17 protein-coding genes and 1 pseudogene are annotated in these 12151 nt (G+C 46.5%); all 18 read left to right on the forward strand.

Features of this window, described 5'->3' with window-relative positions:
- Position 1 precedes the first annotated feature (1 nt).
- The 18 genes and pseudogenes from rplU to CZ502_RS01680 all read left to right on the forward strand — a co-directional run bounded on the left by rplU (position 2) and on the right by CZ502_RS01680 (position 12146).
- Entirely contained in the window at positions 2-310 is a 309-nt protein-coding gene (gene rplU / locus CZ502_RS01600; RefSeq protein ID WP_076459367.1) for a 50S ribosomal protein L21, read from the forward strand.
- Between the two features lie 15 nt (positions 311-325).
- Positions 326-649 (forward strand): ribosomal-processing cysteine protease Prp, encoded by a 324-nt coding sequence (locus tag CZ502_RS01605; RefSeq protein WP_076459368.1) that lies wholly within the window; start codon positions 326-328, stop codon positions 647-649.
- Between the two features lie 25 nt (positions 650-674).
- On the forward strand, positions 675-956 hold the full coding sequence (gene rpmA, locus CZ502_RS01610) for a 50S ribosomal protein L27 (protein ID WP_019252495.1): 282 nt from the start codon (positions 675-677) through the stop codon (positions 954-956).
- 150 nt (positions 957-1106) lie between these two features.
- The gene (locus CZ502_RS01615; RefSeq protein ID WP_076459369.1) at positions 1107-2183 is read left to right on the forward strand and encodes a M24 family metallopeptidase; all 1077 of its coding nucleotides are present in this window, start codon (positions 1107-1109) and stop codon (positions 2181-2183) included.
- On the forward strand, positions 2184-2858 hold the full coding sequence (locus CZ502_RS01620) for a 2'-5' RNA ligase family protein (protein WP_076459370.1): 675 nt from the start codon (positions 2184-2186) through the stop codon (positions 2856-2858).
- Positions 2859-2946: 88 nt separating this feature from the next.
- Positions 2947-3384 (forward strand): Asp23/Gls24 family envelope stress response protein, encoded by a 438-nt coding sequence (locus tag CZ502_RS01625; protein ID WP_076459371.1) that lies wholly within the window; start codon positions 2947-2949, stop codon positions 3382-3384.
- Between the two features lies 1 nt (position 3385).
- Positions 3386-3799 carry a transcription antitermination factor NusB gene (gene nusB / locus CZ502_RS01630; RefSeq protein WP_076459372.1) on the forward strand — a complete coding sequence of 138 codons (414 nt, stop codon included), beginning with the start codon at positions 3386-3388 and terminating at the stop codon, positions 3797-3799.
- Positions 3800-3931: 132 nt separating this feature from the next.
- Positions 3932-4789 (forward strand): bifunctional 5,10-methylenetetrahydrofolate dehydrogenase/5,10-methenyltetrahydrofolate cyclohydrolase, encoded by an 858-nt coding sequence (locus tag CZ502_RS01635; RefSeq protein WP_083673296.1) that lies wholly within the window; start codon positions 3932-3934, stop codon positions 4787-4789.
- On the forward strand, positions 4782-6119 hold the full coding sequence (gene xseA / locus CZ502_RS01640; RefSeq protein WP_076459374.1) for an exodeoxyribonuclease VII large subunit: 1338 nt from the start codon (positions 4782-4784) through the stop codon (positions 6117-6119). Before CZ502_RS01635 ends, xseA begins: the two co-directional genes overlap by 8 nt.
- Before the next feature lies 1 nt (position 6120).
- Positions 6121-6399: an exodeoxyribonuclease VII small subunit gene (locus CZ502_RS01645; RefSeq protein WP_076459375.1), complete on the forward strand. Its 279-nt coding sequence runs from the start codon at positions 6121-6123 to the stop codon at positions 6397-6399.
- Between the two features lie 12 nt (positions 6400-6411).
- Positions 6412-7287, forward strand: a complete 876-nt coding sequence (locus CZ502_RS01650; protein WP_076459376.1) for a polyprenyl synthetase family protein — start codon at positions 6412-6414, stop codon at positions 7285-7287.
- Positions 7288-7298: 11 nt separating this feature from the next.
- The gene (locus CZ502_RS01655) at positions 7299-8120 is read left to right on the forward strand and encodes a TlyA family RNA methyltransferase (RefSeq protein WP_076459377.1); all 822 of its coding nucleotides are present in this window, start codon (positions 7299-7301) and stop codon (positions 8118-8120) included.
- A 16-nt stretch (positions 8121-8136) separates the two neighbouring features.
- A complete protein-coding gene (locus CZ502_RS01660) occupies positions 8137-8589 on the forward strand; it encodes an arginine repressor (RefSeq protein ID WP_076459378.1) in 453 nt (150 codons plus the stop codon).
- Between the two features lie 17 nt (positions 8590-8606).
- Positions 8607-10286, forward strand: coding sequence for a DNA repair protein RecN (recN, locus tag CZ502_RS01665; protein ID WP_076459379.1), 1680 nt, complete (start codon positions 8607-8609; stop codon positions 10284-10286).
- 81 nt (positions 10287-10367) lie between these two features.
- Positions 10368-10592 carry a hypothetical protein gene (locus tag CZ502_RS01670; protein WP_076459380.1) on the forward strand — a complete coding sequence of 75 codons (225 nt, stop codon included), beginning with the start codon at positions 10368-10370 and terminating at the stop codon, positions 10590-10592.
- Positions 10593-10850: 258 nt separating this feature from the next.
- A pseudogene (locus CZ502_RS10840) lies at positions 10851-11082 on the forward strand (IS4 family transposase); the annotation flags it as partial.
- A gap of 397 nt (positions 11083-11479) precedes the next feature.
- A complete protein-coding gene (locus CZ502_RS01675) occupies positions 11480-11734 on the forward strand; it encodes an AbrB/MazE/SpoVT family DNA-binding domain-containing protein (protein ID WP_076459381.1) in 255 nt (84 codons plus the stop codon).
- Positions 11735-11795: 61 nt separating this feature from the next.
- Positions 11796-12146, forward strand: a complete 351-nt coding sequence (locus CZ502_RS01680; RefSeq protein WP_076459382.1) for a type II toxin-antitoxin system PemK/MazF family toxin — start codon at positions 11796-11798, stop codon at positions 12144-12146.
- Positions 12147-12151: the final 5 nt, after the last annotated feature.

Genomic DNA, 12151 nt, shown 5'->3' on the forward strand with positions numbered 1-12151 from the left:
GATGTACGCAATTATCGTTACTGGTGGTAAGCAATACAAGGTAGAAGAAGGTGCTTCTATCTACGTTGAAAAGCTTGATGCTAAGGAAGGTGACAAGGTTACTTTTGACCAAGTTGTCTTCGTCGGTGGAGACGACACTAAGATCGGTACTCCATTAGTTGATGGTGCTTCTGTTGAAGCTACTGTTGACAAGCAAGGCAAGGAAAAGAAGGTTGTTACCTTCAAGTACAAGCCTAAGAAGCACACTCACACTAAGCAAGGTCACCGTCAACCTTACACTAAGGTTACTATCAACAAGATCAACGCTTAATGTGGAGGTGAGATCATGATTCGGGTACAATTTAAGTTAGATTCGAATCAACGGGTCACTTCTTTTAAGATGACTGGACATGCCGATGCTGGTCCGTATGGGCAAGACATTGTGTGTGCTGCAGTTTCGGCATTATCTATTTCAACGATCAATGGTCTTGAACAAGTTGTTCATAAAAAACCACACCTTGAACAGGATAGTGCTAATGGTGGTTTCCTGGAGGCCACCAAGTTGGACTTAGGCCGTGAGAGCCAAGTCCTCCTTCAGACTCTTCTGAATGGCTTAGTAGACATTCAAGAGAGCTATCCACAAAACATTGAAGTTAAAATGTTAAATTAAAGTTCATTTTCGGAGGTGAACAACTATGATTATGGATTTGCAATTCTTCTCCCACCACAAAGGGGGCGGTTCCACTGCCAACGGTCGGAACTCAGCTGGTCGTCGTCTTGGTACAAAGGCTGCTGATGGTTCAATCGTAACTGCAGGATCGATCATTTACCGTCAACGTGGTACGCACATCAACCCAGGTGAAAACGTGGGTCGTGGTGGCGACGATACATTATACGCTAAGGTAGCCGGTGTTGTTAAGTTTGAACGCATGGGCCGCAGCAAGCGGAAGGTATCTGTTTACCCAATCGCTGAATAAGCTAATAGATAAGGGAACGCTGTTAACGCAGGGTTCTCTTTTTTATTTTCGCTATTTTTAGGTTACAAGGGGGACTTTAGGGGGATTTGCGGTCAACCGTAGCAAATATTTGCTAAAATGATACTAATTAATAGGTTGGAGGAATAGCTAATGACCCGAATTGAACGGCTACAAAAGAAATTACCGGAATTATTTATCGATGCCCTGTTAGTTACCGATGAAAAAAATATCTATTACCTAACGGGATTTGACCTGTTGCAGGGGGATGGTTTCTTATTGGTGACGGCTAACAATGCAATTATCGTGACCGATGACCGTTACCAGTTAGCCTTAGAGGAGTTTGATAGCGATGAAGTGGTGGCCACGATTACTCGTGACTATTACGGCTCGTTAAATAGGATTTGCCAGGGGTTGCGGGTTGCAGTCCTTGGTTATGAAGATACGATTTCATATTCTTTGTATGACCTGTTAGACGAGTTAATGGATGCTGACTTGGTTCCCTTCCACCAGCAAATCGAACGGATGCGGATGATTAAAGATAGTCAGGAAGTTGCAAAACTACAGGCCGCGGCGAAGTTGCAGGAGCAAGGCTTTGAATATATCTTAGGCCAAGTCCGTCCCGGGATAACAGAACGACAAATTGCCAACCGCCTTGACTTTTGGATGAAAGAACACGGGGCTAGCGGGGCCTCTTTTCCGACGATTGTCGCTAGTGGGGCCAATGCCGCCAAACCACATGCCACGGCAAGTGACAAGCAAATTGAGGACGGCGATATTGTAACTTTAGACTTTGGCTATTACCTTGATGGCTATACGGCAGACATGACGAGGACCTTTGCTGTTGGTTCAGTTGACCCAGAGCTACGTGATGTTTACCAGATTGTCAACGAAGCCCGGCAGGCGGTTATCGATGCGGTGAAGGTCGGCCAACGGGGTGACCGCCTCGACTTTGCCGGCCGGCAGTTAATCGAAGAAGCCGGTTATGGTGATGAGTTCAACCACGGGATGGGTCACGGGATTGGCCTCTCCGTTCACGAGCTTCCGGCTAGTTACGGACCATCGACGACTGATCTTAAGCTCCGCAATAATGAAGTAATCACGGTTGAACCAGGGATTTATATTCCAGAAATTGGTGGGGTCCGGATTGAAGATGATGTTCTGGTAACCCACGGGGGACCGCAATTATTAACGACTGCTTCTACCGACCTAATTATTGTGGGTGATTAGGTGGACAAGTTAACGAACCTGTACAGCAACATCAACGCTGATGGAATTAGCGCAATCAAAAACCATCACGAGCAGGTTGACCCCTATTTAAGTCGCAAGCAGAAGGATGACCGTCGTGGCTTGACCTTGTTAGCAGCGCTGCCCGCCCATGTTTCGCGAAATATCAGCTTTTGCTTGCAGGAGTTGAAAGGCTTAGCACCGGCAGTTTATTTTTATCCGTCGGTAGATATGCATATTACAATCATCGACCTGCTTGCGGCAAGAAGCAATTTTTCCTTGCCAGCGGAAACGGCCGCTGCTTACCAGCGGGCATTACAGCGGGTGCTTGCCGGACAAGCGCCGGTTGAGTGGCACTTTGCTGGATTTATCGTTAGTCCTGGGGCAATTTTAGCAACGGGGTATTATTCACCAAGTTTAGCTAAGTTACGGACGGCGATTCGCACTGAGCTACCAAGTCAGGGCTTGGCGCTTGATGAACGTTATCCGACCTATTCAGGGCATGTGACGGTTGCCCGCTTTGCTGGCCCGTTAGCAGATAGTGATCAATTACTCCGTTTCATCCAACAAAATCGGCACACTGCTTTAGGAAATTTTCGGATAACCGAACTCAACCTGGTGAAACACGACTGGTATAACCACTATCAGGAATTACTTGGCCACTACCAACTAGGGTGAACTTGGTCCAGCTGTTGCATTTCATCGTGATTTAGTGCAAAATAGAAACGATACTTAAGAGAAGAAATATGATATTGGAGGGCTGACGATGGCTGAAGAATCAAAGATTGTTTTAAGTAGTGAAGACCAATCACTAGGGACAATTCAAATTTCGCCACGAGTTTTAGAAATTATTGCGGGGATTGCCGCAAGTGAAATTGATGGTGTTTCAAAGATGTATGGCTCCTTTGCCAACAGCGTAAGTGAGCTTTTGGGACGCTCAGATCACCGGCGCGGTGTAAAGCTTTCCAGCAATGACGAAGACATTTCCTTAGACGTGGATGTTTACGTTGAATATGGTGTATCCGTACCTAAGGTTGCTGCCCAGATCCAAGACAAGGTGAAGCAACAGATTACCCTGATGACTGATTTGAAGGTAAAGGAAGTAAACGTCCACATCAAGGGGATCGTCACGGCTAAAGAAGACCAACAGGTTGACCCTGATGACTTGTTTGGCGAACATGAAGATAGCGAGGCTGGTGAATAAGATGAGTTTGAACCGACACATGATTCGGGAAGAGGCCTTCCAGGTTCTCTTTGCATTGCAATCAGATCCCGAGACTGATATTCAGGCAATCTATGAAGCCATCCCCCACCACGATAAAAAAGAAATTCCCGCCTACCTCCTAACCTTGGTAAACGGGGTCCGTGAACACCAAGATGAACTCGATAAACAAATCAATGGTTTGTTAGCTAGCGGGTGGACGATTAGCCGCTTGGCTAAGCCGGACCTTGTCATTCTCCGTTTAGCATTATTTGAGATGCAATATGTCGATAATGTTCCCGCAGTCGTTGCGATTAACGAAGCGCTGGAGCTGACGAAGACCTTTAGCAGTGACAAGTCCCGCAAGTTTATCAACGGTGCCCTTGGCCAGTTTGAAAAGCAAACCACAAATAATTAGTTGATGATGAGGCTGAGAGTGATTACTCAGTCTCTTCATTATTTTTAAACTTAATTTTTACGATGGTAAACACCACGGGTTTCCGGACCCGGTATGGTAAAATATAACGAGGATAAAAAGGAGGCAATCGCTGTGACAACACTCATTGATGGGAAAGCACTTGCTAAAAAGACAAATGAAATAACGCAACAGCGGGTAAGTAGCCTGGCACACCAGGGGATTACACCGGGAATTGCGGTTGTAATTGTCGGCGAAGACCCGGCCAGTTTGATTTACACCCGTAATAAGCACCGTAAGGCCCAAAAGCTGGGGATTTACTCGGTCTTAAATCAGTTTCCGGCAACAATTAGCCAGGCAGAACTGCTGACGGAAATTGACCGCCTAAATGCAGACGAGCAGATTGACGGGATCCTGGTGCAACAGCCGCTGCCTGTACAAATCGATCCTGCTGTGGTTACGCAGGCGATTGCCCCTGATAAGGACGTCGATGGCCTTAACCCGCTCAACCTGGGCAAATTATTTGCGGGCGAAGGCGGTCATTACCCGGTTGCTTGCACTCCCCGGGGGATAATGAAGATGTTTAGCGAATACCATGTCGACCTGACAGGAGCGAACGTGGTAATCGTGGGCCGGAGTATCCTCGTTGGCAAACCAATGCTCGCATTATTAAATAACGCTAACGCGACGGTGACGCTCGCTGGTAGCCGAACGAAGAATTTGTCAGCGTTAACTAGGTCCGCGGATATTCTGATTGTCGCAACGGGGGTTCCTCAGCTGATCAAGGAAGCAGATGTCAAAGACGGTGCTGTCGTGATTGATGTTGGGATTAACCGCTTGCCATCTGGTAAGCTAGCTGGTGACGTTGATTTTGCGGGGGTAAAAGATAAGGCCCGGCTGCTTACACCCGTCCCTGGTGGAGTAGGCCCGATGACGATTGCCAGTTTAATGGAGCAGACTGTTGACCTTGCACAGTGGAGGCACCATGGATAGAAGTCAGTATTTAACCGTAAGTGAATTAACGAAGTACCTTAAAATGAAGTTTGACCGCGACCCCTACCTTCAGACGGTTTACCTGACGGGGGAATTGTCAAACTTTCGGTTGCGACAGCGGCACCAGTACTTCAGTATCAAGGATGATAATGCAGTCATCGATGCCGTCATGTTTGAGCGCCAGTTTCGGACAGTGAAGTTTACGCCGGAGCAGGGGATGAAGGTTTGCGTTGTCGGTCACGTCAGCCTTTATGAAAAGAGTGGCCGTTATCAGATTTATATTGACCGGATGGAACCAGATGGCCTTGGCTCCCTCTACCTTGCCTTTGAACAGCTGAAAAAGAAATTGAGTGCGGAAGGCTTATTTAACCAACCGAAAAAGCCGCTCCCGATGTTTCCTAAGCGGATTGCGGTTGTAACCAGTATTGATGGGGCGGTTATCCGTGACATCAACACCACTGTTCGCCGCCGCTATCCAATCGCCCAGGTTGTTTTATACCCGACAGTGGTCCAGGGAGATAAGGCGGCTGCAGATATTGCCCGGCAGATTAACCGCGCTAATGAGCGTGGGAACTTCGATACGATGATTATTGGCCGTGGTGGTGGTTCGATGGAAGACCTCTGGCCGTTTAATGAGGAAGTTGTTGCGCGGGCGATTGCTGCTAGTAAGATTCCGGTGATTTCCTCGGTCGGCCACGAGACGGATACGACAATTGCTGACTTAACAGCGGATCAGCGGGCGGCCACCCCCACAGCTGCCGCAGAGCTGGCTACTCCGGTAAAGCTAAATGATGTTTTAATGACCCTTAAAGATGACCAAAACCGGCTTTTAAATACCATGCGGACAAAGATCAATTTTGACCGCCAGCAATTACAAAAGCAGATGCAAAGTTACATTTTCCAGCAGCCAACCCGGCTTTACGAAAATTACGCGCAAAAGGTTGACCAGCTGACTTCCCAGCTAGGGCAGACGGCAAAGGGAACACTCCAAAACGCAACAACGATGGTCGACCGGTTGCGGTCACAATTAGCGGTTAACTCGCCGCTTTACCGGATCCAACAGGAAAAGCAACTTGTTAATCAGTTGAATAAACAGCTAGTAAGTAACGCCACCAGCTATCAAAAGGAAAAAGCACAAACAGTTGCTAGCCTGATCAAGCAACTTGATTCACTAAGCCCGCTTAAGATTATGAGTCGCGGTTATACGTACGTGACGAGTGATGATAAGGTCGTTAACCATGCAAAACAGTTAACAGCGGGGCAGACAATTCAACTGCACTTTGATGACGGTGAGGCACAAGCAGAAATTAAGAAAATAAAGGAGCACTAAAATGGCAAGTCAAGAACCAAGCTTTGAAGAACAACTCGCACAATTACAGCAGATTGTAAACCACCTTGAACAGGGGAATGTTCCCCTAGAAGAAGCCCTGACCCAGTTCCAAGAAGGGATCAAGCTATCAAAGGAGCTTCAAGCAAAGCTAACTAGTGCAGAAAAAACGTTGGGTCACTTGATTGATGACAATGGCGACGAGCAAGTTTACGAAAAGCAAAGTGATGACCCAAGCAACAACGGTGGTGGTAACCGTGGTTTTGGCAGTGAAGAAGATTAGGAGTTTTCGGTAATGGTTTCTTCAGTTTCAACCCTAAAACGACAGATTGACGAATATCTTAAGCAAAACCTGGCAAAAGATGTTGACCAGCAGACACTGGAGTCATCAATGGCTTATTCGCTAATGGCAGGCGGGAAACGGTTACGCCCTGCCTTAACCTTAGCGACGGTGGAAATGCTGGGAAAAGTATGTGACCAAGATGTATTACGGGCAGCGGCGGCACTAGAGTTGCTCCACACCTATTCCTTGATTCACGACGACTTACCGGCGATGGATAATGATGAATTGCGGCGGGGAAAGCCAACCAACCACTGCAAGTTTGGTGCGGGAATGGCAACGTTAGCCGGGGACGGTCTGTTAACATTAGCTTTTCAATGGGTTACTGACAACCAATTGCCAGCAACGACACGCAGCCGATTAGCCTGTGAATTGGCGAAGGCAGCCGGCCCAGCGGGGATGGTTGCCGGGCAAGCTCGCGATATTGAAGGTGAGCACCAGCACTTAGACCTCGACGCCCTTCGCTACCTTCACCGGCAAAAGACGGGCGCCCTGTTGCAGTATGCGGTCTTAGCTGGCGGCATTATTACCGACCAGCCGGCCGACGTCAACCACGCCCTTGCTGCCTTCGGGGCAAACTTTGGCCTGGCTTTTCAAATCTATGATGATTTAATGGATGTCTTGGGAACCGAAGAGCAGATGGGGAAGGCAGTTCATAAGGATGCTGGCGAGCACAAAAATACCTACCCCGGCCTATTAGGAGTTGACGGTGCCAAAGAGCAACTATCAATTGCTCTGGCGGCAGCAAAGGATAATCAGCAGCAACTCACTGCCCTGACAGGAAAGTCGTTTGCCGGTTACGACCAATTTTTGGCATATTTTAAGATGTAAGGATAATAATGATGAAAAAAGAACGTGTAGATGTTTTATTAGTTCAACAAGGTCTGTTTGACTCGCGGGAACAGGCAAAGCGGTCAGTGATGGCTGGTGAAATTCTCGGTAAGAACAATGAGCGCTTGGATAAGCCGGGACAAAAGATTCCAGTAACGACGACCCTGCACATGAAGGGGCACAAGATGCCGTACGTTAGTCGCGGGGGACTTAAATTAGCGAAGGCGCTTAAGGTCTTTAATATTTCGGTCAAGGGTAAGACCGTCTTAGACATTGGTTCATCGACCGGGGGCTTCACGGATGTAATGCTGCAAAACGGGGCGAAACTGAGCTATGCCCTTGATGTTGGGACAAACCAGCTAGTTTGGCAGTTACGCGAAGACCCACGAGTAGTTGTAATGGAACAGACTAACTTCCGTTATAGCAAGCGGGAAGATTTTACGAGTGGGCAGCCAGAGTTTGCCTCAATTGATGTTTCCTTTATTTCCCTGCGCCTGATCCTGCCTCCGCTTGCCCAGATATTAAAACAGGGTGACGAAGTCGTGGCCTTGATCAAGCCCCAGTTTGAAGCAGGCAAGGAACATGTTGGAAAAAATGGGATAATCCGTGACCACCAGGTGCACCGGATGGTCCTAGAAGAGGTTCTCAGTTTTGCTCGTGAAGATCACTTTGATATCCTGGGCCTTGACTATTCACCGATTAAGGGGGGCCAAGGGAACATGGAATTCTTAGTCCACCTTCGTTTAAGCGACCAGCAGGGAACCCTTGCGCAAGGAATTGACATTGATAAAGTGATTGCGGCCGCGGATGAAGACTTGAATCGAAAAGAATAGGGAGGTGACTGTGGAGATGAAGAAGGCAGAACGCCAGCAAAAAATTCGCGAATTAATTACCAGCGAGAGTATTGAACGCCAAGAAGATTTAGTTGACCACCTTCGTGCGATGGGGCTGACGGTGACCCAGGCGACCATTTCCCGTGACATCAAGGAAATGCAGTTGATAAAGGTGCCCGCAGATGACGGTGGTTACCGTTACGGGATGCCCGCCTACCAGCCGCAAGGTGAAGAGGGGCAGCTAGCTGCTGCACTCCATGACTCGCTTGAACAATTGAAGCGGAATGAATCATTTCTCGCCATCACCGTTCACCCTGGTAACGGCCCAGCAATCGCCAGCCTAATTCGGAAGATGGAGTTTTCAACTGTCTTTACGACAATTGGCGATGACAGCAACGTGTTAGTTGTCTGCAATTCTGCCCGAGCAGCGGTCGACCTCGAAGAAAAGCTTAATGCAATGCTAGATTAGGTGAGGGGTGCGTATTTTTGTTACAAGAACTTACAATTGATAACTTAGCGATTATCAAGCATTTGACGCTAACGTTTGCCAACCAAATGACAGTCCTTACCGGGGAAACGGGGGCCGGTAAGTCAATCATCATTGATGCGGTCGGCCTCCTCGCTGGTGGCCGGGGGTCCCAGGAATTTATCCGCCGGGGTGAAGAAAAGCTGCACCTGCAAGGGCAATTTTCAATCCCCCGTGATCCAGCCTTTGACGAATTGTTGGATTCCCTCGGGATTAACCACGAAGATGAGATTTTGATCATTTCACGGGAAATCCACCGTAACGGTCGCAATACGATCCGGGTTAACGGCGAGCTGATTAATACCACGACCCTCCGGAAAATTGGGGCGGGGCTGGTTGACATCCAGGGGCAAAATGAGCACCAGCAGTTGATGCAGCCGGAGACCCACCTGGGGATGCTTGACCAGTTTGCCATTAAGGAAGTGGGTCCACTTCGCCAAAAGTACCAGGAACAATACCATGCCTACATCAAGCTTAAGGCAGCGGTAAATAAGAAGCAGGCTAACGAACAGCAGTGGGCTCAGCGGCTCGACATGCTTCGCTACCAGGTAAATGAGATTGAAGAGGCAAACCTAAAGGAAAATGAGGAAGAGGAGCTGGTAAGTGAACGCGACCGGCTTGAACACTTCCAGCAAATCAACAACGCCCTCCAGCTGGCGGCGACCACCTTTAACGACGGTGAACAACCGGTGCTAGACCAGGTGGCTACGGTCATGGACGCCATTAACGAAATTGCGGAGTTTGATGATGCGTACGACAACCTCAGCAAGGCGCTTAATGATGCCTACTATGCCCTCCAGGATGTGGCTAATGAGGCTAGCCAGCAACTTGACCTGCTAGAATTTGATGATGAACGATTGGCACAGATTGAACAGCGGTTGACAACGATTGGCGACTTAGAACATAAGTACGGTGATTCCTTAGCAGAAGTTCTACGCTACTATACTAAGATTAAAAAGGAATTGGATGGGATGGAAGAGGCTGCCGACTCGAATAGCGACCTTGAAGAACGACTAGGTGTTGCTGAAAAAGAAATCCGCGAGACCGGGCGGCAGTTAAGCCAGGTCCGGCAAAAGGCTGCCCATGAACTGGGCAAAAAGGTTCACCAGCAGCTAAAGGAACTATACATGGAAAAAGCTGAGTTTGAGGTTCACTTTGCTAATGACAGCCATGAGCAATTTACCCCAACCGGGATTGACCAGGTCGAATTTTACATCCGGACAAACCCGGGAGAATCGATGGGGCCCCTTGCCAAGATCGCTTCCGGTGGGGAATTGTCACGGGTCATGCTCGCCCTTAAGACGATTTTTGCCCAAAAAGAAGGGGTAACGAGTATTATCTTTGACGAAGTAGACACCGGGGTGAGCGGCCGGGTTGCCCAGGCAATTGCCGATAAGATTAAGCTGATTGCACAGCATTCCCAAGTCTTGTGTATTACCCACTTACCGCAGGTGGCTGCCGTTGCCCAGCACCACTTCTTAATTAAGAAGTCGGTTCACGATGAACGGACCACCACGAAGGTCACGCCACTAAAGGAAAACCAACGGGTCGAAGAACTTGCCCGGATGCTGTCGGGAGAAAAGATTACCCAGCTAACCAAGGAGCATGCCCAAGAGCTTTTGCAAATGGCAAAGCAGTAGGGGCAAAATTAATCAACAACATGGGAAAAAGTCTTAGCCCAAAACGAAAAGCCGTAAGTCATTTAGTGCTTCAGGGAGAGAATGGAAACGATGAATTTAAGTAAATTTGATCGTCAAGCAAGAGCAAAACTCGTTTTCAATGATAACCAGGTTATCATTGGTAAAATTTTAAGCTATACCGGGCCCTGGAATACGGAAGATGACGAGGAGCCTTATGTTACTATCGTTCCGGAAAGCGGCGCACTAGAAGAAAGCCATGTAGACTGTTTTGAGAGTGAAGTTCGCTTTGCAAAATATTTAGATTAATGTGCTGGAAGCATGAAAATAGTTCTTATACTCTGTATTAGTTAAGGAAGGCTTGCTGACTCTGATAGCTTAACTGCTAGTTAGCCAGGAATTACCTTTCAGCAGTTTACCAGTTACTTAAAGCTAACTGATTGTGGGCGCTTAAAAGGCGCTCTTTTTTTATTATAAAAATAGAAAACGCAAGACTCTCGCGTTATACTTAAATCGCCTAAAAACTAAGTAGAAAAGAGCTTTGCGCAATGAAAAGTAATAACTTAGATTCGGAGCGAGAACGATACTAAAACTTAATTTCTTCATTTATCAAGCTAATTAGTCTAAGTCAGCTTAGTAAACGAATCAATTTCAAACGTCGTCATTCAACGATTTCTTTAGTTACCATCATCACTTGGTTATTTGAAATCTGCTTTAGTTGGCAGTCAATGTGTCGAGCCCAGACTAGTCAAAGTTTCACTTCATGAACCGCCAGAATGTCCTAAACAATGGCCGTATTCAGGTAATTAAAAGTATTGGTTAAATAGGTTATCAGAATACTTTGGCATGTTGTGAATGAAGACAAACTAACCCTTAGTAACAATGTTAATGATTTCTTATTATATGATTATGAGATTGCTTTATCTGAACTTAAGAACTATCCAGTAACAAGTTTGGGTGGGTGAATTTATGCAAGATTTTGCTAGTAAAGTTTGCTCGGATAAATACTATAACACTAGAAGATATGATAAATCTTTTAAATAAACGAATTAGCTCGAGGGGCTGGTGGACAATCTGCAATAGTCGCTCAGGCTTTTGATGTTGAATTAATTGACAATATGTATATCCTTGGATATACTAGGCGTGTGACAAAAAGTAAAGAGGGGACGTTCTCATCTTTTAAGGAGGAATGCAACGTGGAACAAACGCTTAAATTAGGAAAGTGGGGCAATTCCAATGCAATCCGACTCCCTAAAACAATCCTTGATAAAATTGGAATTGCTCCAAACGATAAAGAAGTTGAAGTTACAATAACTTCAGACTCGCTAATAATAAAACCTAAAAAAGAAAAGAGCCGTCTAGAACAGATGTTTAATGGGTATGATACTAGTAAACCATATCCATTCGAAATAGTTGATAAGGGTAAACCAGTTGGAAATGAATTGATTTAGCTTTAGTGTGCGAGTTGAAAGACGTCTGGAACACTCTAAAAATTGTATAGGAGGTGGTGCTATGGCATCATCACAGATAACAAAGGGCGATATTATCATGCTTGATAACGCGCCTAAGCCAGAACATAACCATGAACAAAAAGGTTATCGTCCTTGGCTTGTAGTTAGTGATCCTTTTCTAACAGTTGCTACACCTTTTGCGTGGGTTATCCCATTTACAAGTGAAGATAAATCTTTTCCAACCGCTATTAAATGGGATGGAAAAGAGGAAGGAACTGTGACTAAAGGGACATTGCTAGTAGAGCAAATGACAAGTTTAGATTTGCAAAACCGTAAATATAAGATTGTCGATCATACTGATCACATACCTAAACAGGTTTTTCGAAACATTATTAATATTCTTGGCATTTAAAATAA

This window comes from Limosilactobacillus caccae (genome assembly GCF_900156885.1).
Classification (GTDB): Bacteria; Bacillota; Bacilli; order Lactobacillales; family Lactobacillaceae; genus Limosilactobacillus; species Limosilactobacillus caccae.

What these genes read in the sequence shown, in the direction of transcription:
- CZ502_RS01660 (WP_076459378.1), top strand. Translation starts at nt 8,137, where the DNA reads ATGAAGAAGGCAGAACGCCAGCAAAAAATTCGCGAATTAATTACCAGC.
- rpmA (WP_019252495.1), top strand. Translation starts at nt 675, where the DNA reads ATGATTATGGATTTGCAATTCTTCTCCCACCACAAAGGGGGCGGTTCC.
- nusB (WP_076459372.1), top strand. Translation starts at nt 3,386, where the DNA reads ATGAGTTTGAACCGACACATGATTCGGGAAGAGGCCTTCCAGGTTCTC.
- CZ502_RS01655 (WP_076459377.1), top strand. Translation starts at nt 7,299, where the DNA reads ATGAAAAAAGAACGTGTAGATGTTTTATTAGTTCAACAAGGTCTGTTT.
- CZ502_RS01670 (WP_076459380.1), top strand. Translation starts at nt 10,368, where the DNA reads ATGGAAACGATGAATTTAAGTAAATTTGATCGTCAAGCAAGAGCAAAA.
- xseA (WP_076459374.1), top strand. Translation starts at nt 4,782, where the DNA reads ATGGATAGAAGTCAGTATTTAACCGTAAGTGAATTAACGAAGTACCTT.
- CZ502_RS01650 (WP_076459376.1), top strand. Translation starts at nt 6,412, where the DNA reads ATGGTTTCTTCAGTTTCAACCCTAAAACGACAGATTGACGAATATCTT.
- CZ502_RS01605 (WP_076459368.1), top strand. Translation starts at nt 326, where the DNA reads ATGATTCGGGTACAATTTAAGTTAGATTCGAATCAACGGGTCACTTCT.
- CZ502_RS01645 (WP_076459375.1), top strand. Translation starts at nt 6,121, where the DNA reads ATGGCAAGTCAAGAACCAAGCTTTGAAGAACAACTCGCACAATTACAG.
- CZ502_RS01680 (WP_076459382.1), top strand. Translation starts at nt 11,796, where the DNA reads ATGGCATCATCACAGATAACAAAGGGCGATATTATCATGCTTGATAAC.
- CZ502_RS01625 (WP_076459371.1), top strand. Translation starts at nt 2,947, where the DNA reads ATGGCTGAAGAATCAAAGATTGTTTTAAGTAGTGAAGACCAATCACTA.
- CZ502_RS01615 (WP_076459369.1), top strand. Translation starts at nt 1,107, where the DNA reads ATGACCCGAATTGAACGGCTACAAAAGAAATTACCGGAATTATTTATC.
- rplU (WP_076459367.1), top strand. Translation starts at nt 2, where the DNA reads ATGTACGCAATTATCGTTACTGGTGGTAAGCAATACAAGGTAGAAGAA.